The 22,984-nt window shown below is 43.7% G+C and carries 24 protein-coding genes; 10 read left to right on the forward strand and 14 right to left on the reverse strand.

Going from position 1 to position 22,984, the window contains the following annotated elements; translation table 11 throughout:
• Complete coding sequence (locus tag K1X76_07775; protein MBX7148970.1) at window positions 1-582, forward strand: ABC transporter substrate-binding protein; 582 nt, start codon at window positions 1-3, stop codon at window positions 580-582.
• Here K1X76_07775 and hisD read toward each other — a convergent pair.
• The 7 genes from hisD to K1X76_07810 all read right to left on the reverse strand — a co-directional run bounded on the left by hisD (window position 574) and on the right by K1X76_07810 (window position 8,145).
• Window positions 574-1,857 carry a histidinol dehydrogenase gene (gene hisD, locus K1X76_07780; protein ID MBX7148971.1) on the reverse strand — a complete coding sequence of 428 codons (1,284 nt, stop codon included), beginning with the start codon at window positions 1,855-1,857 and terminating at the stop codon, window positions 574-576. The two genes, K1X76_07775 and hisD, sit on opposite strands and share 9 nt — an antisense overlap.
• A 245-nt stretch (window positions 1,858-2,102) precedes the next feature.
• Window positions 2,103-3,362: a UDP-N-acetylglucosamine 1-carboxyvinyltransferase gene (gene murA, locus K1X76_07785; protein ID MBX7148972.1), complete on the reverse strand. Its 1,260-nt coding sequence runs from the start codon at window positions 3,360-3,362 to the stop codon at window positions 2,103-2,105.
• 81 nt (window positions 3,363-3,443) lie between these two features.
• On the reverse strand, window positions 3,444-4,292 hold the full coding sequence (gene prmC / locus K1X76_07790) for a peptide chain release factor N(5)-glutamine methyltransferase (protein ID MBX7148973.1): 849 nt from the start codon (window positions 4,290-4,292) through the stop codon (window positions 3,444-3,446).
• Window positions 4,293-4,361: 69 nt separating this feature from the next.
• A complete protein-coding gene (gene prfA / locus K1X76_07795) occupies window positions 4,362-5,435 on the reverse strand; it encodes a peptide chain release factor 1 (protein ID MBX7148974.1) in 1,074 nt (357 codons plus the stop codon).
• 355 nt (window positions 5,436-5,790) lie between these two features.
• Window positions 5,791-6,042, reverse strand: a complete 252-nt coding sequence (rpmE, locus tag K1X76_07800; GenBank protein MBX7148975.1) for a 50S ribosomal protein L31 — start codon at window positions 6,040-6,042, stop codon at window positions 5,791-5,793.
• 147 nt (window positions 6,043-6,189) lie between these two features.
• Entirely contained in the window at window positions 6,190-7,551 is a 1,362-nt protein-coding gene (gene radA, locus K1X76_07805; GenBank protein ID MBX7148976.1) for a DNA repair protein RadA, read from the reverse strand.
• Between the two features lie 75 nt (window positions 7,552-7,626).
• Complete coding sequence (locus tag K1X76_07810; GenBank protein ID MBX7148977.1) at window positions 7,627-8,145, reverse strand: putative ABC transporter permease; 519 nt, start codon at window positions 8,143-8,145, stop codon at window positions 7,627-7,629.
• Window positions 8,146-8,209: 64 nt separating this feature from the next.
• Between K1X76_07810 and K1X76_07815 the strand changes: the two genes are divergently transcribed.
• From K1X76_07815 to argS, 4 genes are all read left to right on the forward strand, one after another.
• Window positions 8,210-9,391, forward strand: a complete 1,182-nt coding sequence (locus K1X76_07815) for an MFS transporter (GenBank protein MBX7148978.1) — start codon at window positions 8,210-8,212, stop codon at window positions 9,389-9,391.
• A 31-nt stretch (window positions 9,392-9,422) separates the two neighbouring features.
• Window positions 9,423-10,154 carry a glutathione S-transferase family protein gene (locus K1X76_07820; protein MBX7148979.1) on the forward strand — a complete coding sequence of 244 codons (732 nt, stop codon included), beginning with the start codon at window positions 9,423-9,425 and terminating at the stop codon, window positions 10,152-10,154.
• A gap of 64 nt (window positions 10,155-10,218) precedes the next feature.
• Complete coding sequence (locus K1X76_07825; protein MBX7148980.1) at window positions 10,219-10,950, forward strand: glutathione S-transferase family protein; 732 nt, start codon at window positions 10,219-10,221, stop codon at window positions 10,948-10,950.
• Window positions 10,947-12,635, forward strand: a complete 1,689-nt coding sequence (gene argS / locus K1X76_07830; GenBank protein ID MBX7148981.1) for an arginine--tRNA ligase — start codon at window positions 10,947-10,949, stop codon at window positions 12,633-12,635. The genes K1X76_07825 and argS overlap by 4 nt, the downstream gene beginning before the upstream one ends.
• Window positions 12,636-12,725: 90 nt before the next feature.
• On the opposite strand, the gene K1X76_07835 is transcribed toward argS, so the two are convergent.
• Genes K1X76_07835 through K1X76_07845 form a run of 3 tightly spaced genes read right to left on the reverse strand, consistent with a single transcriptional unit; the run spans window position 12,726 to window position 14,798 of the window.
• Window positions 12,726-13,556, reverse strand: coding sequence for a hypothetical protein (locus tag K1X76_07835; protein MBX7148982.1), 831 nt, complete (start codon window positions 13,554-13,556; stop codon window positions 12,726-12,728).
• Between the two features lie 6 nt (window positions 13,557-13,562).
• Window positions 13,563-13,991: a hypothetical protein gene (locus tag K1X76_07840; protein ID MBX7148983.1), complete on the reverse strand. Its 429-nt coding sequence runs from the start codon at window positions 13,989-13,991 to the stop codon at window positions 13,563-13,565.
• 60 nt (window positions 13,992-14,051) lie between these two features.
• Window positions 14,052-14,798: a hypothetical protein gene (locus tag K1X76_07845; GenBank protein ID MBX7148984.1), complete on the reverse strand. Its 747-nt coding sequence runs from the start codon at window positions 14,796-14,798 to the stop codon at window positions 14,052-14,054.
• Window positions 14,799-14,928: 130 nt separating this feature from the next.
• Between K1X76_07845 and K1X76_07850 the strand changes: the two genes are divergently transcribed.
• Window positions 14,929-15,393 carry a DUF4442 domain-containing protein gene (locus K1X76_07850; GenBank protein MBX7148985.1) on the forward strand — a complete coding sequence of 155 codons (465 nt, stop codon included), beginning with the start codon at window positions 14,929-14,931 and terminating at the stop codon, window positions 15,391-15,393.
• 33 nt (window positions 15,394-15,426) lie between these two features.
• On the opposite strand, the gene K1X76_07855 is transcribed toward K1X76_07850, so the two are convergent.
• Both K1X76_07855 and K1X76_07860 read right to left on the reverse strand, forming a co-directional pair.
• Entirely contained in the window at window positions 15,427-15,930 is a 504-nt protein-coding gene (locus tag K1X76_07855; protein ID MBX7148986.1) for a peroxiredoxin, read from the reverse strand.
• Window positions 15,902-16,540, reverse strand: coding sequence for an O-methyltransferase (locus K1X76_07860; GenBank protein ID MBX7148987.1), 639 nt, complete (start codon window positions 16,538-16,540; stop codon window positions 15,902-15,904). Before K1X76_07860 ends, K1X76_07855 begins: the two co-directional genes overlap by 29 nt.
• Before the next feature lie 227 nt (window positions 16,541-16,767).
• On the opposite strand from K1X76_07860, the gene K1X76_07865 reads away from it, so the two are divergent.
• Window positions 16,768-17,241 carry a nucleotidyltransferase gene (locus K1X76_07865; GenBank protein MBX7148988.1) on the forward strand — a complete coding sequence of 158 codons (474 nt, stop codon included), beginning with the start codon at window positions 16,768-16,770 and terminating at the stop codon, window positions 17,239-17,241.
• Window positions 17,242-17,329: 88 nt separating this feature from the next.
• Window positions 17,330-17,656, forward strand: coding sequence for an excisionase family DNA-binding protein (locus K1X76_07870; GenBank protein ID MBX7148989.1), 327 nt, complete (start codon window positions 17,330-17,332; stop codon window positions 17,654-17,656).
• An 89-nt stretch (window positions 17,657-17,745) separates the two neighbouring features.
• Here K1X76_07870 and K1X76_07875 read toward each other — a convergent pair whose 3' ends face one another.
• The gene (locus tag K1X76_07875; GenBank protein ID MBX7148990.1) at window positions 17,746-20,130 is read right to left on the reverse strand and encodes a sodium-translocating pyrophosphatase; all 2,385 of its coding nucleotides are present in this window, start codon (window positions 20,128-20,130) and stop codon (window positions 17,746-17,748) included.
• Window positions 20,131-20,327: 197 nt separating this feature from the next.
• On the opposite strand from K1X76_07875, the gene K1X76_07880 reads away from it, so the two are divergent.
• Complete coding sequence (locus K1X76_07880) at window positions 20,328-21,530, forward strand: sodium:calcium antiporter (GenBank protein ID MBX7148991.1); 1,203 nt, start codon at window positions 20,328-20,330, stop codon at window positions 21,528-21,530.
• On the opposite strand, the gene K1X76_07885 is transcribed toward K1X76_07880, so the two are convergent.
• The gene (locus K1X76_07885; protein ID MBX7148992.1) at window positions 21,511-21,861 is read right to left on the reverse strand and encodes a hypothetical protein; all 351 of its coding nucleotides are present in this window, start codon (window positions 21,859-21,861) and stop codon (window positions 21,511-21,513) included. The two genes, K1X76_07880 and K1X76_07885, sit on opposite strands and share 20 nt — an antisense overlap.
• Window positions 21,862-21,863: 2 nt before the next feature.
• Here K1X76_07885 and ddpX point away from each other — a divergent pair, with 2 nt between their 5' ends.
• Window positions 21,864-22,673 carry a D-alanyl-D-alanine dipeptidase gene (gene ddpX / locus K1X76_07890; protein MBX7148993.1) on the forward strand — a complete coding sequence of 270 codons (810 nt, stop codon included), beginning with the start codon at window positions 21,864-21,866 and terminating at the stop codon, window positions 22,671-22,673.
• Window positions 22,674-22,984: the final 311 nt, after the last annotated feature.

A 22,984-nucleotide genomic window follows, 5' to 3' on the forward strand; every position in this document is an offset into this window, starting at 1 on the left:
ATGAGACTCATTGCACTCTCCTTATTATTTTTAGTTCTGGTATTCCCACTGGCCCATGCCACCGAGGCCGGTGGGGATAGCCGGACCTGGCTTAAGGGTTTTATAACCCAGCTGGGCAAGGTTTCGTCCTCTGTAAACGAGACAGAAGCCCATGCTCTGGTAGAGATCTATTACGATTCGAGTTCTATTTTGGGTAGAGCCTCCATTGATTTTATAGACACGCTGAATTCTGAGCAAAAAAAGGAATTAACGGCTTTGTTCGACAAACTTCTTAAAAAGAAGTTTTTTTCCGAAATGAAAAATTGGGAACCGTATTTTAAAAATTATTCCATCGTTTCGGTTACCGCCAACAATGGATTGGAAAAAATAAAAGTTCAATCGGTAGTGAACAACCATAAAACCGTTGTCATAAACTTTTTTGTTTTAAAACAGGAACAAAATTACAAAATTGTAGATTTGGAAGTGGACGGCGTTTTATTAAGCCGTAATTTTAGATCGCAATTTAATCGCATTGTAAACGAAGAAGGTTTTCAGGGAATTGTGGCTCGTCTTAACCAAAAGCTCAATCAGGCGTCACTTTAGACGGATTGAAACCGCTTTGGCGTGGGCGTCCAAACCTTCCATTTCGGCAAGCCGAATGGCATCCGGCGCTAATTTGTTAAACGCGTTTTTATCGAGCGAAATAACCGATGTGGCTTTGATAAACGAATTGGTATTAAGCGGCGAAAAATAACGGGCGGTTCCAGCGGTGGGTAGCACGTGGCTGGGGCCTGCTAAATAATCGCCCATGGTTTCTGGCGTATAGGCACCCATAAAAACAGCGCCGGCATTGATAATTTTATCCAAAATTTTCTTAGGGTCTTTAACGGCTAGTTCCAAATGCTCAGGAGCAATTTCGTTTACTAAATCAATCCCGTCATTCAAGTTACGCACCAGCACAATAAGGGCTCGCTTTTGAATAGATGCATTGGCAATGTCTTTACGGCGAAGGCTTGCCAATTGGATGCGTACTTCACCGTCCACACGGCTGGCAAAATTGGAGTCGTCGGTAATAAGAAGAGGGCAGGCTAGTTCGTCGTGTTCGGCCTGGGCTAATAAATCGGCAGCAATATATTGAGCGGGAACACTACCATCTGCCAGTACGCAAATTTCGGAAGGGCCGGCAATCATGTCGATATCCACATCGCCATACACGCGCTTTTTAGCCAAGGTGACATAAATATTACCAGGCCCCACAATTTTATCTACTTTAGGAACCGATTTAGTGCCGTAAGCCAGTGCACCAACAGCTTGTGCTCCACCCACTTTAAAAATTCGATCCACACCGGCAATTTTAGCGGCGGCCAAAACAGCTGGGTTTACTTCTCCGCGGGGCCAGGGTGACACCATGATAATTTCGGAAACTCCCGCTACGCGAGCAGGAACGGCAGTCATTAACACAGAAGAAGGATAGGCGGCTTTGCCACCAGGTACATAAATGCCTACACGTTCGATAGGGCGGTAGTTAAAACCCAGGGTAATGCCATCTTTTGTGTTTTGCCAGGATTTAAGAATACCTTGTTTAGAAAAATCTTCGATGCGACGGGCAGCGTTTTCGATGGCTTTAATATCTTTTTTATCTACTTTTTTAACAGCAGCGGCGATTTCCTTTTTGGACACTTCAATGTTTTTTGTAGAAACAACAAAGTTATCAAATTGTTCGGTGTATTTAAAAAGTGATTGGTCACCCATGCGGCGAATGTCGTCTAAAACGGTGGCAACGGTTTTTTCCACCGTGTCGGGAAAAAGCATGCGGTCTTTGTAAACTTTTCCAAAGTCGTATCTAAAATTGCGATCGGTTGTTCTTAGAATTTTCATGTGTTTAGACTAATTTTTTAATGCAGCACATGACCCTTAAAGGCGTATTTAAAAATTAGACAGTTTTGGGAACTTAATCCAAAAAAGGGGGAATATCAAGGGGGAATTGGGGGAGTAACCCACCCTGTCCCTCCCTTAATCTACCCCACAGGGGCCACTTCGAGGAGGGAGGAGGATTTGAAGCAAAATTAAGGCAGAATACCCCTCCCCCTTAGATTAAGGGGGAGGACGGGAGGGGGTTACTCTTAGTACTTCACCTTACCGCGTTTTACCCGGGCTCCCAGCTTGCGGAATTTGCGCTCCATGTGCTCGTAACCCCGGTCTAAATGGTAAACCCGGTGGATTTCGGTAATGCCCTGGGCGGCAAGGCCGGCTACAACCAGGCAGGCCGAAGCCCTTAAATCGGTGGCCATAACCGGGGCTCCGGTAAGGTATGGAACTCCTTTAATGATGGCCGTGTTGCCTTCCAGCTTAATATCGGCCCCCATGCGGTTAAGCTCGGGCACATGCATGAAGCGGTTTTCAAAAATATTTTCGGTAATAAGACTCACCCCGTTACTGCGGGTCATCATGGCCATAAATTGGGCCTGAAAATCGGTGGCAAAACCGGGGTAGGGTTGGGTGTTGAGGTTTACCGGCAAAATTTCTTTGGGGGCTTTAATGTGAATGGTTGTTTTTTCTATTTCGTACAAAGCACCGCACTCGCTTAAGCGGGATAAAAGTGATCCCAAATGCTCGGGAACGGCATCTTGTACCGAAATTTCGCCTCCAGCCAAAATACAACCAATTAAAAACGTGCCGGCTTCAATGCGATCGGGCATCACGGCATAATCACAGCCCGTCAGTTCATCTACCCCTTCAATAGTAATGGTGTCTGTTCCGGCACCCATAACGCGGGCCCCCATGGCATTTAACACATTGGCTAAATCCACCACTTCGGGTTCGCGCGCGGCATTTTCTAAAATAGTGGTGCCTTGGGCGAGCGTTGCGGCCATCATGATGTTTTCGGTACCGGTTACCGTGATGTCGTCAAAATAAATACGCGCGCCTTTTAATTTTTTGCATGTTGCTTCTACATATCCGCCTTCAAGCTTAATAGTGGCGCCCATTTCTTCCAATGCTTTTAAATGCCTGTCGATGGGGCGGGCTCCAATGGCGCAGCCGCCGGGTAACGATACACGGGCTACACCCATGCGGGCCAGCATGGGGCCCAAGACTAAGCACGAGGCGCGCATGGTGCGCACTAAATCATACGGGGCTTCAGTGCTGGTAATTTTTTGAGCGGTAAGTTTTACCTTTTTTTTGCCGGGCTCAGCCTTAATGCCAAATTGGGCAATAAGTTTTACCATGGTGTTGATATCGGCTAAATCGGGCATGTTTGAAAAGGTGCATGTTTCGCGTGTGAGAATAGAGGCGGTTAAAATAGGCAGGGCTGCATTTTTAGCCCCCGATACTTTTACCGTGCCGTGTAACTTATGTCCGCCTTCAATAATAATTTTATCCATTTGAATGGTGGATGGTAAATGGTGGATGGTGGATGGCAGAAGAAATAACTTTCTTTCCATTCACTATCCACTATCCACTATTCACCTCTCTATAACTACAATCCGTTCAATCCCTTGATAGTCTTTTATGGTTTTTATGCTGCCTAGGCCATCAAAAAGTGAAACTACTTTTTGAGCCTGCGTATCGCCCACTTCTACAATAGCTAGCTGCCATTGTAGACGGCTTTTTAAGGTTTCGGCAATTTTTTTGTAAAAAATAAACCCGTCATCATCGGCCACTAAGGCCTCTAGGGGTTCAAAGTTTTTTACATCGGGCATCACTGTTTCCATTTCGGTTTTACTAATATAGGGAGGGTTAGAAACAAAAATATCACAAACTGGCATTTGTATTTCGGTTAAAAAGTTCTTTTTTTCCAGCGTTAGTCTTTCACTTACCACATGCCGTGCTGCATTTTGTGAGGCAATTTCTAAAGCTTTCTCAGAAATATCCCAACTGGTGCCCATGACTGTTGTCCAATGCTTTAACAGCGTGATGATGATATTGCCCGAGCCGGTTCCAACTTCAAAAATATGAGAGGGTTTTGTTTTATCGGTAAAAAAAGGATGCTTAAGCACCGCTTCCACCAGGAGTTCGGTTTCGGGGCGCGGGATGAGAACGCCTGGGCCAATGGCAAAGGGTAAGGAATAAAATTCTTTATTCCCCACAATATAGGCTACCGGTTCATTTTTAGAACGTCTCAGCATTAGTTCTTTAAAGCGCGCTAATTCATCCGCATTCATGGGGCGGTCAAATTGCATGTAGAGTTGCACACGGGTTAATCCTAAAACATGCGCCAGTAAAATTTCGGCATCTAAACGAGGCGAGGGGATGTTGTGTTTTTCAAAATAACCCGTGGTCCAGTCGAGTAGCGAGAGCGTTGTCCATTGCATGGGGAATTAGGGGTTGGGGGCTAGGGGTTAGGGGCTAGCAAGAATAATCTGTAAGCTAGTCCCTAACCCCTAATCCCTAGCCCCTTCTTTAAGCGCTTCGGCTTGATGGTGCATCACGAGGGGATCAATAAGCAAATCCATATCGCCGTTTAACACCGTATCTAATTGATGCAGAGTAAGTCCAATGCGATGATCCGTTACGCGGCTTTGTGGAAAATTATACGTGCGGATTTTTTCGCTGCGGTCACCGGATCCTACTTTCTCTTTTCTGTCGGCGGCTTCGCTTTGCATCTGTTCCTGCATTTTCATATCATACAAACGAGTTTTTAAAACCTTCATGGCTTTGGCTTTATTTTTGTGCTGCGATTTTTCATCCTGGCAGACTACAACTAATCCCGAAGGAATATGCGTTAAGCGCACGGCAGAATCGGTGGTGTTTACACTCTGACCTCCGTGGCCGCCGGCGCGGAATACATCAACGCGCAGTTCATTTTCTTTAATATCAATTTCCACATCTTCGGCTTCGGGCATAACGGCTACCGTCACAGCGGAGGTATGAATGCGACCTTGAGCTTCGGTTTTGGGCACGCGTTGCACGCGGTGGGTACCGCTTTCAAATTTAAGGCGCGAGTACACGTTGTTGCCGCTAATTAAAGCAATCACTTCTTTAAAACCACCCACACCGGTGGGATTAGACGATACGATCTCTACAGTCCAACCGCGTGTTTCGGCATAACGCGAGTACATGCGGAAAAGATCGGCCACAAAAATACCGGCTTCATCCCCGCCGGTGCCGGCGCGGATTTCTAAAAAGATATTTTTAGCGTCGTTAGGGTCTTTGGGGAGCAGAAGAACTTTAAGTTCGTTTTCAAGACTGGCCACTTCGGCTTCTAGCCCGGGCATTTCCTCTTTAGCCATCTCGCGCAGCGTTTCGTCGTTTTCTTCTTCTAAAATCTTTTTATTACCGGCCAGCTCTTCCTGTTTTTTACGGTATTTGCGATGGCATTCTACGAGTACGCGCAAATTCATTTCTTCTTTGGCCAGTTGCTGAAAGAGGGCGTTATTGGCAAGCGTTTGCGGATCACCCAAACGGCGGGTTAGTTCTTCGTATTTTCTTTCTACGTCGTGTAGTTTATCGAACATAAAATAAGAGTAACCCCCTCCAGCTCCCCCTTAGTCTAAGGGGGAGAGAAAAGAAAGCTCCCTCCCTTAAATTAAGGGAGGGTTGGGGTGGGTTACTCTTAAGATGCGGATTAATGAATAAAAAATAAAAACAATCCTGATAAAGCGGTTCTGGCAAAACTTTAATGTTTGCAAAACTCCCACCCTGCTTCGCCCCGCTCCGCGGTGCTGCGCTGGGTTGGCTGTCTATTATAGTGCGGCTAAAGCCGCTACATTATGGTGGCCAAAAAAAATCCCATCCCGGGGTTTATTCCTGGATGGGATTTTCGGCAGATTCGAACCCACACCACCTGGGCGAATCCGCAGTTAAAAACCGCTAATCGTTAATGGTAATTGTGCGAGGGCCTTTCTTTTTAGCCAAGAGCTCGTCACGTTTTGCATATTTTTTATTGAAACGATCCACACGTCCTTCGGTATCCAGTAATTTTTGCTTACCGGTAAAAAACGGATGGCATTTGGAACAAATTTCTACGTGGATTTCTTTGGAGGTAGAGGCGGTATCAATTGTGTTTCCACATGAGCAAACAACCTTTACATCATAATATTGAGGATGAATTCCTTCTTTCATAAATAACCTTTCAGCAAGCAGTTCGTACGATCAAAAAAACGAGGCGTACCCTTATCATAGGTTTTAACGAGTACTCAAGGATAAAATGGACGGGATTTTTGGGTGTGAAGGGTGGGGTAAATTGTTACCCCACCCATCCCAACCACCCTAGATTAGGGCGTCTATTAAATCTGAAACCGATTCTACAAGGCTCACTTTTATTTGGGAAGACCCAATTATTTTCTTATTGTTTTTCGGGAGGATACAGTGTGTAAAGCCAAGCTTGTGGGCCTCGGATAAGCGAATGTCGGCACCCATGACACCTCTAATTTCACCTGTCAAACCTACTTCGCCCAAGATAAGTGTTTGATGTGGAAGGGGTTTATTGCGGAAACTGGAGACCAAGGCCGCCAAGATGGCGGCATCGGCGGCTGGTTCCATAATTTTAAAGCCTCCGGCCGCATTCACGTACACATCCTGGTTATACAAATTAAGGCCCAAAATCTTCTCTAACACCGCGATAACTAAAGCAACTCGGCCATTATCAACCCCTAATGTTGTGCGCCTGGGATTGGTTAAGGATGAATCGGAAACGAGTGCCTGAATTTCCACCAAAAAGGGACGGGCCCCTTCCAGGGCTGCTGTAATGGTAGAGCCGCTTACTTCTTTGCTGCGTTCGGGTAAAAAGAAAAGAGAGGGATTGGTCACTTCAATCAAGCCATCACCGGTCATTTCAAACACGCCAATTTCGTTGGTGGATCCAAAACGATTTTTGATGGATCGCAAAATGCGGCATTGTTGGCGCGTGTCACCTTCAAAATATAATACTGTATCCACCATGTGTTCTAAAACACGGGGGCCGGCAAGAGCGCCTTCTTTGGTGACATGGCCAATGAGGAGCGTTGCGATGTTTTGTGTTTTCGATAAATATAAAAGTTTCCCTGCGCACTCGCGTACTTGCGAGATAGAACCTGGAGCCGATTCGAGGTTTTGTAAATAAACGGTTTGAATGGAATCGACCACGAGCACATCGGGTTTTATTTTTTGCACCTGGTTTAAAATGCGCTCAATCGAATTTTCGGCCACAACATATAATGATGAGCTGATGTTTAAACGATTGGCACGCATTTTAATCTGCTCGCGCGATTCTTCGCCGGTAGCATAGAGCACACTCACACCGCTCTCGGCCAATTTGTTTAAAGCTTGGAGGACGAGTGTGGATTTACCGATCCCTGGATCGCCACCCAGGAGGATCAGCGAACCAGGAACAATGCCGCCACCCAGCACGCGGTCTAATTCTTTTAATTGCGTGGGGATACGCTGGTAGCTATCAAGAGTTACTTCTGAAAGGGGAATGGCTTCATCCGATTTGAGTTCAAAAAACGGGATATCGGGTTCGTTATTGCCGGTTTTAATTTCTTCCACAAAACTGTTCCACTGATTGCAATCGGGACATTTTCCCAGCCACTTGGAAGTTTGATGGCCGCAGTTTTGGCAGGCGTAGACGGTTTTTAGTTTTACTTTGGGCATTATTGAAGAAGTGGGTGGTAGGTAGTGGATGGTGAATGGTTAAGGAAGGTTTTTCCATCCACTATCCACCATCTACTATCCACCAAAAATTTGCATCAACGCCGGGGTAAGCGCAATAAATTTTACCGTCAGCTTTTCTGCCACTAGCATAAAGACAAGCCAAAAAATGAAAAAATCAAAACGAATAAAACCGTGCAGGTTATAGCGCGAGGCCGAATAGTCCCAGGGGCAACGCCCGCTAATTTTTTTTATAAGAAAACCCGTGGTGTATTCTACAAACCACAGCCCTAGAACATAAAGCCCACCGCGTACCATGAGGGGTGTTTGTGCCAACATTTTGGAAATGGGTTCTAAAAAAATAAGCAGGGCATAAATGGGCAGCATCCATAAAAATGTGTATCCCATGGCCCGCTTGTCGCGTCCGGGTATACGCCACATGGGTTGCGTGTTGATTGATTCGCGGGCCACAACATTCCATGTTTTTAAAAAATGGGGTGAGAGTAAATCGCAAGTGGCTGTAAAGAGTACCTCGCACACAAGCCCGTAGATCATATAAAGAGGAAGACGATAGAGTATGCCTGGTTCGAAAAACATCGCTCATGCCTAGCATGAACTGCTTTACTTGCCAAAACAAATAGTGGTAAACCTTTGCAATTCTATGAACAAAAAGCCGCTTTTAACAATTTTTCTCGTCGTTTTTATCGATCTTCTGGGTTTTGGATTAGTCATTCCTATCCTTCCGTATTACGCCAAGACATTCGGGGCATCCGCCATGACGGTGGGGCTACTGATGGCCAGTTACTCCGGCATGCAGCTTTTGTTTTCACCTTTCTGGGGTAGTTTGTCCGATCGCATCGGCCGCAAACCCGTGCTGCTTACCAGTATTGCAGGGCTGGGTGTGGCGATGGTGATATTAGCCTCGGCACAAAGTTTGGCCTGGTTTTTTGTGGCCCGTCTTTTAGGTGGTTTTTTTGGAGCCAATATTGCCGCAGCCAGTGCGTACATTGCCGATATCACGCCTCCTGAAGAACGCACGAAGGGGATGGGGCTCATCGGAGCTGCGTTTGGGATGGGGTTTTTATTAGGGCCTGCCTTGGGCGGTATTTTATCGCAATGGGGTTATAACAAAGCGCCGCTTTTGGCTGCTTGTTTATCGGGTGTTAATCTTTTGTTCGCCATTTTTACTTTGAAAGAGCCCAATCTTACCGCCCAAGAACGACAAGCTCATCGTAATCGTTTTAGTTTGGATATCATCACAAAAACTTTGGGTCGTCCGCAGACAGGACTCGTAATTGTTATTTTCTTTTTAGTGACCCTGGGTATGGCTCAACTTGAAACTTCATTTGCTCTTTTTGCTTTAGCCAAATTTAATCTGGATGCTTTTCATGCCGGTTTAATTTTAGCGCTGATGGGTTTTATGTCGGCGTTAATTCAGGGTGGGGGGATTGGAAAACTCTCTAAAAAATTGGGAGAGACAAAACTGATTACCGCAGGTTCTCTTATCATGACAAGCGGTTTACTGGCGGCTACACTTGCCGGTATTGTCCCTCTATTTGTTGTGGCGATTTGTATTTTTGGTATTGGGTATGCTGTTTCCAACCCGTCTCTTTATGGACTCGTCTCTAAAAATGCCCCGCAGGGTATGCAAGGGGCTACCATGGGTGTGTATCAATCCGCTGGTTCGTTAGGGCGTATTTTGGGCCCACTTTTTGCTGGTTTTCTCTTTGATCACTGGGGAAAAGAGTACCCTTTTATTTTAGCGGCCTTCTTTTTTGTGGTGGTGTTTTTGCTGGTTACTTTTGTATCTAAACGCGTTTGGGGCACTCATCAGGGTGCTTGATTCGGTTTTGTAAACAGGCTAGTCAAAAAAAATGATTACCCTCTACCAATTCAAGCTTTCTCACTACTGCGAAAAGGTACGTTGGGCGCTTGAATATAAAGGCTTGCCGTATAAAATTATTAATCTTCCCCCGGGTTTTCATCGCTTCGTTATTAAAAAGTTTGCCCCGTCTACCAGTGTGCCTGTTATTGTTGATGGTAAACAATGTATTCAGGATTCTACCGCTATCATTAATTATCTCGATTCACAATACCCTCAAAAAAAGCTCACGCCCGAAGAGGATAACTACGCCAATAAAGCTATTGAGCTAGAAGAGTACTTCGATAAAGAGTTAGGGATCCATTTACGTCGCTATTTTTATCACACCATGCTTTGTCATCGGTCGGAAATTATCAATTTGTTAACGGCCGATACCAAGCCTTTTGCTCGCTTTATTTTTTCAATTTTCTTTCCCTTTGTGCGCAATTATATGCGTAAAGGTCTTAATATTACCCCGCAAAAAGCCGAAGAATCGCGTGTTCGAGTTTTAAAGGCGCTCGATAAATTGGATGAGATGGTGATGCAGAATAATTTTTTGGTGGGCAATAGCTTTAGCAGGGCTGATTTAACGGCGGCTTCACTTATTTCTCCTATGGTGGGGCCTAAAAAACAGCCCATGGTGTATCCCATAAAATTGCCCGAGCCGCTGGAGAACTTTAGAAATCAGCAAAAGGAACGGCCTTATTATAAATGGGTTCATCATGTTTATGATAAGTATCGATAGGGCGCGATAAGATAGACTTGATATAGACTCTTGATTAGCCATTAAAAAAAAGTTAGGTGGAGGCATGATTACCCTCTACCAGTTCAAACTTTCTCACTACTGCGAAAAGGTGCGTTGGGCGCTTGATCATAAACAACTGCCGTATCGGGTTGTCAATTTAATGCCTGGGGCGCATATCCCTGTCATTCGTTTAAAGGCGCCTCACAACACCGTACCGCTTATCTGTGATCATGGCCGTTATATTCAAGACTCAACCGTAATTTTAGATTATCTCGACGATAAATATCCCAAAAATTCTCTTACTCCCAAATCGGCCGCCGATCAAAAAAAGGCGCTCGAACTTGAAGAATATTTTGATCAGGAAGTTGGTATTCATTTGCGTCGTTTTTTTTACAATACGCTTTTGCAATATCCGAATATTGTGGTGCCACTTTTAACAGCCGATTTAAATATCGCATTTCGCACCTGGTTTAAACTTTCCTTTCCTCTTACCCGAATTTTAATGCGCAAGGGGATGAATATAAATGACGAAAGCTCCAAACGCTCGGAAGAACGCTTAAACAAGGCTTTGGATAAACTTGATAGTTTGGTAAAAAAATCGGATTTTCTGGTGGGCGATAAATTATCGCGTGCCGATATTACAGCGGCCTCGTTACTGGCACCGCTGGTAAGCCCTAAAGAGCATGTGATGCAATTTCCGCAAGACGTGCCTGATCCTTTGGGGGCATTTATGCAGGAACAAAAAAAGAGACCCTCTTATAAGTGGGTTGAAAAATTATACAGGAACCATCGATGATTAAAGAACAGTTACAACACATGATTGTAGATGCCGTAAAAACTGTGGATGCCAGCGCCAGCTTTACACCGCATTTGGAAAAACCTGCTATCGTTGCACATGGTGATTTAGCCACCAATGTGGCGCTAACACTTTCCAAGCAATTGGGCAAAAAACCGCGCGAATTAGCCGAGCGCATTCAAAAAAATATTAAAGATGATATCGGTTTAATCGAAGAAATTACCATTGCTGGCCCTGGATTTCTCAATTTTAAAATTAAATCTTCGTTTTGGGTAAAATCGCTTCAAAATATTACTCAATTAAATGATTCCTTTGGCACTAGTAAAAAATATGCCGGGCAAAAAGCCGTTGTCGAATTCGTGAGTGCTAACCCTACAGGTCCACTGCATATTGGTAATGCCCGTGGTGGTCCTTTAGGTGATGCGATTTGCTCACTGTTAACGGCTACGGGTTATGATGTGACGCGTGAGTTTTATGTGAATGATATTGGCGGGCAGATCGATCAGCTTGGCCGCACTATGCTGTACTGGATGGGTGAGAAAACCGGCAAGGTAAAAGTTGAAATCGATTTTGCCGGAGGTAAAGGGTACCAGGGTGAATATGTAAAAGAACTGGCCGACCGCGCTTTGGCGGATATGGGCGAAGGCGTAATGAGCTTGCCCGAAGCCGAAGCTGTTACCAAGCTAGGTTTAAAAGGAATTGAATATCTGCAGCTGGAAATTAAACGCGATTGCCAGGACATGGGGATAAAGTTTGATTCGTGGATTCATGAAAAGGATATTTTAGGGGATGGGGTTACTAAAAAGTATCTCGACGAACTTAAGGCTAAAAACATGGTGACTGAAAAGGATGGAGCTACCTGGTTTGCACCGCATGATGATTACTTGGCCGATCGTGAATGTGTTTTGGAGCGCTCCGATGGTGGACGCCCCACTTATTTTGCTAACGACATTGCTTATCACGTCGAAAAATACAAACGGGGTTATAATCTTTTACTCAATATCTGGGGTTCCAATCACCATGGTCACGTTCCTCGCGTTCAGGCGGGGGTGAAAGCGTTGGGTTGTGATCCCACAAAAATTGAAACGGTTCTTTATCAATACGTGCGTGTGAAGCGTGGCAACGATGCGGTGAAAATGTCCAAGCGTGGTGGCAATTTCGTTTTAGCGCGTGAGGTGTTGGATGAAGTGGGGCGCGATGCGTTCCGCTTTTTCCTTTTAAGCCGCTCGCCCGAGGCGCATTTGGATTTTGATTTGGAACTGGCCAAACAAAAATCTGCCGAAAACCCGGTGTATTATGTGCAGTATGCTCATGCGCGTATCTCGAGCATTTTGGCCAAAGCTGCTGCCGAAGGGCATGTGTTTGATGGAAAGTTTAATGCTGCTTACGAGAATCTTTTAAACTTACCCGAAGAAATCCAGTTAGCGCAGAAGATTTTATCTTTCCCTGAAATGATTGAAGGAGCTGCACTTGGCCGCGAACCTCATAAAGTGATTTATTATCTTATCGAGCTCGCTCAGGCTTTTCAGCAATACTACGACCGGGCGCGGGGTGATGAACGTTACCGCGTAATCTCGGCCGATAAAACGATGACTCAAGCCAAACTCTATTTTATTGCCTGTATTCGTCAGGTGATTAAAAATGGGCTGGCTGTACTTGGGATTTCGGCACCGGAGAAGATGTAGAAGAGTAACCCCCTCCAGTCCTCCCCCTTAATTTAAGTGGGAGGGGCTAAGAAAGTTCCCTCCCTTAGATTAAGGGAGGGATAGGGTGGGTTACTCTTTCGCCCCAATTTCAATAATTTTAAAACTTCCCCAATTTTTAAGATAATTCCAGTGCGAGCCAATGCCATCTGGAATTTTACTCGTATTAAACTTGGTTTCTATAATAAGGGGGTTAGAGGGAATAGCGAGTATGGTTAGTTCTATAAAACTATTACCCACTACCATAACAGGAATGGTTTCTTTATTTCCATTTAATAAAATGTCGGTTTCTTTTTGAGATTGCAGTGCAAAAGTAGTGGCTTGTGTTAAAAAGGAACTAAGGTCGCGAATTTGTTTTTTAGGGGCCGCTGCCGGTGGGGGTGAAGAGCCAATACCTGTCATGTTGCGCAGGCTTTGTAGTGTAATATCAATTTCAGAATTGCTCTCTAATAACGCTAAATCTGAAAAGAAAATACCGGCGTCAAAAGCAACGGTTTTTTTATTTTTAAGCGTGGCTAATAAGTTTTGAGGAAACCACATTAGGCTGTTACGTTCTAAAGTTTTATTGCCCGGGCTCCATAAGATAGGCAAAAAACACGAGTCGGCATCGGCAATGGTGTCGGTATGAAAAAAACCTTTAACAGTTTTTACTTTGTAAGCAGGCCATGGCTCGTTTCCTGTTTTTTCACGAGAGAGTGATTGCCACAACACATCAATGCCGCTGGCTGTGTTTTTAACAACAGCGCGTTTGGTACTGCCACCCCGTTCGTTTTGGATAGTGTTTTCAAGCGTTAGGCTTAAGGCGTCGGGATCGCGCAAAAAATCGGGATAAGCAAAGGAAAAAGAAACGGGGATAAGCATTAAACTTACCCCCGTTACGATGATGGAAATAAAGCGTTTCACTCTTTCTTAATCAACCCATAATTTGATTTTGGGTCCCATCGAAGAATCATAGGGGGTGTACCAATACCAGTAGCTATACTCATGCTTAATGGTATCGCGCACTTTCCACGAGCATTCCTGGCTTTTGGCCATGCTGTGGAAATTAACTTCACGGTTTAAAAGTTCTTTTAAAGGGGTTCTGTTGTCGTTTACCTTTTTACCAATGGCGTTTAAGTCGCAGCCGGTTACCGTTCCGTTGGCATTACAGGTGCAGTTTTGAGAAGCTAGATATTTGTTCAAATCTTTTACTACAGCATCTTTAGCCACCGTACCTACCACCTCTTTGGTAATGGCTTCGGTTTGAGTGCCGGTTACGTTGGGAATGCCAAAGCTGTGCGCTTTAAAGGCTACTAAAGAAACGATAGCGCAAAACACAAGTGCAGATATTTTTTTCATGGAGTCTCCTTATAGTTAAGTTCCCCGGAAATGGGGAGGGAGAAGCGTAGCATATGTTTTTTACATGTCCATAATTTTAAACACTTCATCCATCATGCTTTTTCTCTTGGATTCGTTAATGTAAGTGCGCGCTTCTTTATTGTCGCCATCGAAAGTTAGTATTTTTTCGTAATGTTTGGTAGCCATGTCTTTGTTATCAGCTTTTTTGTAAAGACGGGCTAATTGCAGGTGAAAATTAACAAATTCCTCGGCGGTGTAATCGGTAGGTTGGATTTTTTCGAGTTTTTCCAAAAAGTTTTCGGCTTTTACCGTATCTTCGGAACTTAAATTATTTTGAATGAGTAATTTTAAAATAGGAGAAGTAGGTTTGGTTTTAGCCGCTTCTTCCAAAAAGGGCATAGCTTTTACAACATTACCCGATAAATACAGGGCTCTACCGTAGTATTCGGGAAAATCGGCATAATAAGAGGTTTCTTTTCCCCATTTGGCAAAATTATCAAAAGCCATTTGGTAATATTGCAAAGCTACCGGGTAATTACCCTGCGATTCAAAACCAATACCCATTTTCATAAGCACAAGAGGAGAGGTGCAGCCCAGTAAAACTGATTTACGTAAAAATTCTAATCCCGTTTGCACATCCTGACGGTCAAAGGCATCAAAACCCTCTTTTACAAAAGGATCCCATTTGGGATTAGTGAAGGGTGAGCTGGTATGCAGTTTATAATCTTGGCCCGCTACCGTGGTAAATTGTTCTTGGGCATAAACAGCACTTGATAGAGTAAGTAGCAGGGCTAAGAGCTTTAACATAAGGTTTACTATAGTATATCTAAGTCTTTAGATCATTTAATTTTTTGTAACGATTTTCCCCTCTCCCTAAAGGGGAGAGGGAATGAAGAAAAGAAATTGACTTAGTGGTGCAATGCGTTAAATCTCATTCATGAACTGGAAACAAACTTTGGCCATTCGTGCCTTTTCTCTTAAAAATTTGCCTCTTTTATTTCTCATTCGTCCTCAAATTATTGAGATGAATGAAAAACGTTGTGAAGCGGTGATCCCTCTCAATTATTTAACCCGCAATCACGTTAAAAGCATGTATTTTGGAGTATTGGCCATGGGGGCCGATTTGGCCGGGGGGCTTTCGATGGTGGATGCCATTGAAAAAACGGGGAACAAAGTAGGATTTATTTTTAAAGATTTTACCGCTAACTTTATTAAGCGTGCCATGAGTGATGTGCATTTTATTTGTGAAGAAGGGGAAATTGCAACCAAAGCGGTAAAGGAAACGTTAAAAACCAAAAAGCGTGTAAATGCTACGGTTAACATGTATGCCACGACACCTAAAGTAAGCGGTGATGAGCATGTGGCAGAGTTCACGCTTACGCTTTCGGTAAAAGCAAAATAGCGAGATTGCGGGTTAGGCCCGTGATGACGAGCTCTATTCTTTTTCTAATCTCTTAATTACTTCTAACGATTCTTCCACATGCTTTTCGGCCTGGAATTGCGAGTTAAACACGTGACGTACAATTCCTTTTTTATCTACAATATAAGTTACACGTCCGGGAAGTAAGCCCATTGTTTTAGGAACGCCCATAAGCTTACGCACTTTACCGCCACTATCGGCTAGCAAAATAAATGGGAGGTGATGAGTGGCTGCAAATTTTTTGTGCGATGCTTCATCGTCGGAACTAATGCCAATCACTTCGGCACCGGCGCGTTTAAAATCGTCGTAGCTGTCGCGAAAAGTGCAGGCTTCTTTGGTGCAACCGGGGGTGTCGTCTTTGGGATAAAAATAAATAACCAAAACTTTTTTCCCAATTAAATTTTTTATATCAACACTTTTTCCGTTTTGATCAGACAAACTGAACTCGGGTAATTTATCGCCTTCTTTCACGCGTACCGTCCTTTCCTCATTACTTCTTCCGAGCGATGAGAACGCCATCACGCAGAGGAATGAGAGTAGTATCAAAATTTTTGTCTTCATAAATAATCTTATTGTGTTCACTAATGGCTTTAGTGGATGGCCTGTTATCGCTAACAGGGGCATACACAGCACCACTCCAGAGTGTATTATCGCAAATATAAAGTCCACCGGATTTTAAGCGCTCTTTGGCGGCTTGCCAAGCCGCCGGATAGCCTTCTTTGTCGATATCATCATAAATAATATCAAAGTTACCAGGAGTATTGTTAAGGCTGGTTACGGCATCGCCGGTTAAAAATGTAATCTGATCCCACACGTTTGCACGGGTTAAATAAGTTTCAGCTTTTGTTTTATTATTAGCACTGCCATCGGTGCACCATACTTTGCCCTCTTTACCCATAGCTTTGGCAAACCAGTAAGCCGAGTACCCATAACCGCTGCCTAATTCAAAAACAGTTTTGGCGCCTGCTATTTTAGTGAGGGTATAAATCATGGCGCCTACAGCGCGATCGATAATAGGAAATTTATTGGCGCGGCCGTATTGTTCCATTTCGATCAGAACAGCGTCATCATATTTAGCTGCCAGTGAGAAAAGGTATTTTGTGAGCTCCGGTGAATTAATGTTATGCATACCGTTATTTGGGATAAATAACAGGGAGAGTCAAATATAAAACTCTTGTTTACAGATCATTTTAAACCGTTAAAATAAGGTATTGGTCATGAAAAAAATTACCGTCCATAAATTTACTTCATTCAAAAAAGCCCAGCAGTCGGATTATTGTGAACGTTTAAAAATGTCGCCACAGGAGCGTGTTGACCAAATGCAGTATTTGAGACTTCTTTTTAAGAAGATCAGGCATGACAAAAAAACAAAACACAGAAAAAGATTTCGAGGAACTTTTAAGCTTATTTGGCAAACATAATGTGACTTATTGTATTGTGGGTGCCTTTGCCGTGGCTTTTCATGCTATTCCCCGTTACACAAAAGATATTGATCTATTTGTTGAGGCTAGTACTCAAAACGGTGATCGTATCATTAAGGCTCTTAAAGAGTTTGGTTTTACACCTAAAAATTTATCGGCAAACGATTTTGCTACTCCCGGATTGATTCTGCAGATGGGGTATGAACCGGTCAGGATTGATCTGTTGACCAAAATTGATGGGTGTACTTTTCCCACTGTTTGGAAAAATAGAAAAAAAGGCAAGTACGGAAAAGTACCTGTCCATTTTATTGGGCTTGCCGATTTGATAAAAAACAAGAAAGCTTCCGGAAGAATGCAAGATAAAGCGGATCTGGAGTTACTGCAAAAAAAAACTCGTAAAAAGAAATAAAACTTTAGCAATGATGTGGCTGTTGTGGCCCTAGAAGTATCCAAAAAATATTATGAAGTGATAACCATCATGGTTAACTTTGAGGTTTATGAAACCTATTAAAATAATTCACGACTCCGAAACTGATTATGTTTCCATCGATTTTAAAGACACAGTGGAAGCTAAGTCGTATTTTACAAATGGCATTATTGTGCGGGAAGATAAAAAAGGTCAAGTGATTGGTATTGATATTACTGATTCTTCCAATTTTTTTTCCGGGAAAGACACCATCGATTTTAAACAGGCCTGCAAGCTGTTGGGCTTATCGGCCAGTACACTTCGCCGTCGTATCAAAAAGGGTGGTATCCAGTACACCAAACCCAACGGCAAAGATTATCGTTTTAAAAAATCCGATCTTTTGGGATTATCCTCATAATAATCCACTCTTAAGCAACACACTCAAAAGAACAATAAAAAAGCCCCCGCCTGAGGCGGGGGCTTTTTAGTGGTTACTTTAAGAAAGTATTACGCCTTCTTGTCGATGCGCATTCCGTAGAACGAGCGGTAAACGAAGAAGAGCGAGATGGCAAAGAATACAGCGGCAAGCTTAACGCTCATACCGGCAGGTAATTCGATGGCCAATTCAACGGCTAATAAACCGAAGAGAGTTGTGAACTTGATCACGGGGTTTAAGGCCACCGAGGATGTATCCTTGAAAGGATCGCCTACGGTATCGCCCACTACAGTTGCAGCGTGTAAGGGTGTACCTTTTTCTTTCAGGTCCACTTCCACTAATTTTTTAGCATTATCCCAAGCACCACCGGCGTTAGCCATGAAGATAGCTTGATATAAACCAAAAGCAGCAATGGAAATTAAGTATCCAATGAAGAAGAAGGGTTCGAAACAGGCAAAAGCCAAGGTGCTAAAGAAAATGGTGAGGAAGATGTTGAACATACCTTTTTGGGCATATTGTGTACAAATTTCCACAACCTTTTTACTGTCGCTTACAGAGGCTTTAGTAGCGCCATCAAGTTTAATGTTAGCCTTGATGAATTCCACAGCGCGGTAAGCGCCGGTGGATACGGCCTGCATGGAAGCACCGGTGAACCAGTAAATGATAGCTCCACCAGTGATTAAGCCCAACAAGAAGGGCGCATGGAGGAGCGTTAATTTATCGAGGTTTTCGGTAAGACCTTTGGTTAAGAGCACGATGATGGAAAAGATCATGGTGGTAGAACCTACTACCGCGGTACCGATAAGCACGGGTTTAGCCGTTGCTTTAAAGGTGTTACCGGCGCCGTCGTTGGCTTCCAGATAATGTTTTCCTTTTTCAAACTGAGGTTCAAAGCCGAAGTCTTTTTTCACTTCGTCTTTAATTCCTTTAATTTGTTCGATAACAGACAGTTCAAAAACCGACTGAGCGTTATCGGTAACAGGGCCGTAAGAGTCAACCGCGATGGTTACAGGGCCCATACCTAAGAAACCGAAAGCAACTAAGCCGAAGGCGAACACGCCGGGAGCCATCATCAGTTCGGGAGCAAAGCTACCGGTGAGCCAGTAAGCGCTGCCCATTAAAATAACAAACACGATCCCCATCCAGTAAGCGCTGAAGTTACCAGCAACCAAACCGGAGATGATATTTAAGGAAGCGCCGCCTTCTCTGGAGGAGGTCACTACTTCTTTAACGTGCGAAGAGCTTGTAGAGGTGAAAATCTTGATCATTTCAGGAATGATCGCACCGGCTAAGGTACCGCAGGTAATGATGGTTGAGAGTTTCCACCATAAAGTTGTGTCACCGTTCAAGTCGGGGATTAAGAAATACGATACGCCGTAGGTAAACGCGATAGAAACGAACGAGGTTAACCATACGAGTACGGTTAAGGGATGTTCGAAATCCATTTGATCAACGTTGGCATATTTAGCTTTTTGAACAGCGGCGTTGAGTTCATACGAGATGAAGCTAGCAGCTACCATCACGAGACGCATGATGAAGATCCATACTAACAACTGAATTTGTACAGTAGGATTGGGAACAGCTAAAAGAATAAACGTAATGAGCGCTACGCCAGTTACACCGTAGGTTTCAAAACCGTCAGCAGAAGGACCAACCGAGTCACCGGCGTTGTCGCCAGTACAGTCGGCAATAACGCCGGGGTTACGGGCGTCATCTTCTTTAATGTTAAAGACGATTTTCATCAAATCGGAACCGATGTCGGCGATCTTGGTAAAGATACCGCCGGCAATACGCAGGGCCGAAGCACCTAACGATTCACCTACGGCAAAACCGATGAAGCAAGATCCAGCCATGTCAGCAGGAACAAAGAGGAGGATTAAGAGCATCAGCAATAATTCCACACTGATCAGCACCATACCGATGGACATACCGGCTTTTAAAGGGATGTCGTAAGTAGGGAAGGGTTTACCTTTAAGGCTTGCGAAAGCGGTACGGGAGTTAGCAAAAGTGTTCACGCGGATACCAAACCAAGCCACAGCGTAGCTGCCAGCAATACCGATTAAGCTAAACACTATAATGATGGCCACGCGGCTTGCTTCCATGTGTTGGAGTACACCGAAGTACACCACCATGATGGCACCGATAAACACTTCTAAAATGAGAATGAATTTACCTTGAGTAAAAAGATAAGTTTTACAGGTTTCATAAATCAGCTCCGAAATTTCGAGCATGGATGCATGAACCGGCATGTTTTTAAGTTTGGAATATTGCATGATACCAAACAATAAACCGAGCACGCAGATAGCAATGCCGTAGGTTAAGAGTTGGTGTCCGGTATGTGCCCCTAAAAAGGTCACATCATTTAAATTGGGAAGCACGATATCGGCTTCGCTAGCAAATGCCGATACGGATGTAAGGGCTAGTGCTAGAAAGGTTACAAATTTAATCATTCTCATTTGGTTGTTCTCCGTTGTTAAAGAAGTTAAGGTTTTGCCTTGTGGGCAAGCTAGAGGGGAACCCACTGGGGACCCCAAAAGTGCGCTTCGTTTACACAAAGGGGCATTTTTTGTCAAAGAATAAAGGGGGCTTCAAAAAAGATAAAAATGTTAAAAAAACCCTGGAAATTATTGCTAAAATCAAATACTTGGAAAAAATGCCGAAAAAACGCGACCTCTTAACCATTCTTCTTGTTGCTGGGCTTAGTGCTCAGTGGATTTACCTTCATAACGTGGTGGGGCATCTGCCTAGCCCCTACAATGCCATTGCTCCGGGACTAGCCATCTTTGGTGCGGCTTTTATGTTGTCGTGGGGGGCGGAATTGGCTCAATTTTATATCCCTCAGTCGCTGGCTTTAGCCTTTTTAGCCCTGGTGGCGGTTCTTCCCGAATATGCCGTGGATATGTACTTTGCCTGGGAAGCCGGGAAAGACCCTCAATATATCCATTTTGCTACTGCTAATATGACGGGCGCTAATCGACTGTTGATTGGTGTGGGTTGGGCTGTTGTAGTTTTTGCCTATTTCTTTAAAACAAAAAAAGGCGAAGTGAAGCTTGAAAAAGGAAATCGTGTTGAGCTGATGTTTCTGTTTTTGGCTACTCTTTACTCGTTTGTCATTCCTCTTAAAAAATCACTCAGCTGGATGGATGCAGCCGTTTACATCCTTCTTTTTGCAGGCTACATGTTTCAGGCTACGCGTGCTCATCACGAAGAACCTGAAATTGAAGGGCCTATCGAGTTTATTGCTCCCTGGAAGGGACTTCCTAAAATATTGGCCACGCTCTTCTTTTTTGGACTTTCGGGTTATACTATTTTTATTGCCGCCGAACCTTTTGCCGAGGGTATTTTGGAAGTGGGTCGTAAAACCGGTATTGAAGAATTCATTTTAGTACAATGGCTGGCACCTCTGGCCAGTGAATCTCCCGAATTTATTGTAGCCATTCTATTTGCTCTGCGTGCCAAAGCAGCCAATAGTATGCAGACGCTTGTGTCGTCCAAGGTTAATCAGTGGACACTTTTAATTGGGATGTTGCCGCTTGTTTACAGTTTGTCGGCCGGTCATTTAGAGCCCATGCATATGGATGAGCGTCAGGCCGAAGAAATTTTTCTGACGGCTGCGCAATCACTTTTGGCTTTAGTGATGATTATGAACTTGCGTTTCTCTATTACTGAAGCACTTATTCTGTTTGTGTTATTTATTACGCAGATGTTTTTTACATCTACCGAAGCGCGCAACATTTACGCGTTTATCTATGTGTTATTAGCAGTTGGCTGGTTTGCCGTAGTAAAAGATAATCGTGCCGGATTTTTTGCTATGCTTAAAGATGGTTTTGGTGATCCTAAGAAGATTGGCGACTAAATAAGTAACGGAGTGTGAGTAAACTAAAGCCAACCACAAATAACTGGTGCAATCCCAGAGGCAAAAACTCCATGTCGTGGGCCAGCCCCGTAAGCCAAGCCATAAGGCCTGTAGCTAGCAGAGCGTATAGTGAATAAACCTCTTGTTTGGTTGCAACACTTCTTTTTATAAAATTTACAATAAAAAAAGCGATGAGAGGAAAACTCAGCATGCCCCATCGGGTATGAAAGCTGGTAATCAGGGAATCTTCGTTAACACGGTGATAAAGTCCTAAAAAGCTCGTGATGATAAGCCAGATAAAGAGTATAGTTTTAACAAGTTTTGAGGACATAGATGAAAAAAATTTATGAGAGTTTAAAACAATTACTTCACGATCATCATTACGATCGTGCCAAACGTGTATTGGTTACCGTTTTTGGCTTTACCTTTTTACTTATCGGCTTGGCAATGATCTTTTTGCCTGGGCCTGCACTTATTGTGATTCCAGCAAGTTTAGCGTTACTGGGTACCGAGTTTGTATGGGCTAGACGCTTTTTAAGAAAATTTAGGCAAGAAGTAAACCGTGTGCGAGGGATTATTTTTTCGGATAAATCCAAAGAGCCATTGGTAGATGTAGAAGAAGTGGATCCAACTATATTGGTTGATATTCGATACGCCACCACTAATAATTTTACAGGAAAAATTTTGTATCCATCGGCCAAATGTTTGTTGCGTCAAAGTGTGGCTGAAAAGCTTTCTATGGTGCAGCAGGAGTTGCTGGACTTAGGGTATGGTTTAAAAATTTGGGATGCTTATCGCCCGCACTCTATTCAAAAAATTTTATGGGATCATATGCCCGATGAACGCTATGTGTGTCATCCTCATCAGGGTTCTATGCATAATAGAGGTGCAGCTGTGGATGTTACGCTGGTTGATAAGGATGGTAATGAGCTGGAAATGCCCACAGCCTTTGATGAGTTTTGTGAAAAGGCTCATCGATCCTACCAGAACTTGCCCCCTCCCATTTTAAAAAATAGGCAGCTCTTGGAAGGTATGATGAAGCAGTTTGGCTTTACGGGGCTAGCTACCGAATGGTGGCATTTTAACTGTGATGGTGGTGAACATTATTCTATTTTAGACACCCCCCTTGATAACAAAATTTGATTTATCACGTTTGTTTTTTTGGAGTGACTTCTTTATTTTTTTAAAAACTCAAATAATATTATATACTTAAAATGCCATTCTGGCTCCCCCTTCTTTTTTAGGTGATAACAAACTGTTCTCACTTTCTGCATTTTGGCCTCATTTTGCTGTCAACATTTAAGGTGCTTTGTACGATAACTAATATGTAGGTTGAATGGTGTTTTGAAAACTTGGTTTTAAGCGGTACGAGACGGAAGCCCCGGATCGGCCGGCAACTTTCATTTCTTTATATAGAGTGAGAGTGAAGGGATGGTAAAACGTCCCCTGACTCT

The organism is bacterium (genome assembly GCA_019695305.1).
Lineage (GTDB): Bacteria > UBA10199 > UBA10199 > UBA10199 > JAIBAG01 > JAIBAG01.

Excerpts from the sequence above, each read along its gene's own strand:
- K1X76_07855 (MBX7148986.1), bottom strand. The coding sequence starts at position 15,930 with ATGGCGTTCTCATCGCTCGGAAGAAGTAATGAGGAAAGGACGGTACGC.
- K1X76_07875 (MBX7148990.1), bottom strand. The coding sequence starts at position 20,130 with ATGAGAATGATTAAATTTGTAACCTTTCTAGCACTAGCCCTTACATCC.
- argS (MBX7148981.1), top strand. The coding sequence starts at position 10,947 with ATGATTAAAGAACAGTTACAACACATGATTGTAGATGCCGTAAAAACT.
- K1X76_07820 (MBX7148979.1), top strand. The coding sequence starts at position 9,423 with ATGATTACCCTCTACCAATTCAAGCTTTCTCACTACTGCGAAAAGGTA.
- K1X76_07810 (MBX7148977.1), bottom strand. The coding sequence starts at position 8,145 with ATGTTTTTCGAACCAGGCATACTCTATCGTCTTCCTCTTTATATGATC.
- K1X76_07850 (MBX7148985.1), top strand. The coding sequence starts at position 14,929 with ATGAACTGGAAACAAACTTTGGCCATTCGTGCCTTTTCTCTTAAAAAT.
- K1X76_07845 (MBX7148984.1), bottom strand. The coding sequence starts at position 14,798 with ATGTTAAAGCTCTTAGCCCTGCTACTTACTCTATCAAGTGCTGTTTAT.
- K1X76_07775 (MBX7148970.1), top strand. The coding sequence starts at position 1 with ATGAGACTCATTGCACTCTCCTTATTATTTTTAGTTCTGGTATTCCCA.
- K1X76_07865 (MBX7148988.1), top strand. The coding sequence starts at position 16,768 with ATGACAAAAAAACAAAACACAGAAAAAGATTTCGAGGAACTTTTAAGC.
- K1X76_07860 (MBX7148987.1), bottom strand. The coding sequence starts at position 16,540 with ATGCATAACATTAATTCACCGGAGCTCACAAAATACCTTTTCTCACTG.
- rpmE (MBX7148975.1), bottom strand. The coding sequence starts at position 6,042 with ATGAAAGAAGGAATTCATCCTCAATATTATGATGTAAAGGTTGTTTGC.
- K1X76_07840 (MBX7148983.1), bottom strand. The coding sequence starts at position 13,991 with ATGAAAAAAATATCTGCACTTGTGTTTTGCGCTATCGTTTCTTTAGTA.
- K1X76_07880 (MBX7148991.1), top strand. The coding sequence starts at position 20,328 with ATGCCGAAAAAACGCGACCTCTTAACCATTCTTCTTGTTGCTGGGCTT.
- prfA (MBX7148974.1), bottom strand. The coding sequence starts at position 5,435 with ATGTTCGATAAACTACACGACGTAGAAAGAAAATACGAAGAACTAACC.
- K1X76_07815 (MBX7148978.1), top strand. The coding sequence starts at position 8,210 with ATGAACAAAAAGCCGCTTTTAACAATTTTTCTCGTCGTTTTTATCGAT.
- hisD (MBX7148971.1), bottom strand. The coding sequence starts at position 1,857 with ATGAAAATTCTAAGAACAACCGATCGCAATTTTAGATACGACTTTGGA.
- murA (MBX7148972.1), bottom strand. The coding sequence starts at position 3,362 with ATGGATAAAATTATTATTGAAGGCGGACATAAGTTACACGGCACGGTA.
- K1X76_07870 (MBX7148989.1), top strand. The coding sequence starts at position 17,330 with ATGAAACCTATTAAAATAATTCACGACTCCGAAACTGATTATGTTTCC.
- radA (MBX7148976.1), bottom strand. The coding sequence starts at position 7,551 with ATGCCCAAAGTAAAACTAAAAACCGTCTACGCCTGCCAAAACTGCGGC.
- prmC (MBX7148973.1), bottom strand. The coding sequence starts at position 4,292 with ATGCAATGGACAACGCTCTCGCTACTCGACTGGACCACGGGTTATTTT.
- ddpX (MBX7148993.1), top strand. The coding sequence starts at position 21,864 with ATGAAAAAAATTTATGAGAGTTTAAAACAATTACTTCACGATCATCAT.
- K1X76_07825 (MBX7148980.1), top strand. The coding sequence starts at position 10,219 with ATGATTACCCTCTACCAGTTCAAACTTTCTCACTACTGCGAAAAGGTG.
- K1X76_07885 (MBX7148992.1), bottom strand. The coding sequence starts at position 21,861 with ATGTCCTCAAAACTTGTTAAAACTATACTCTTTATCTGGCTTATCATC.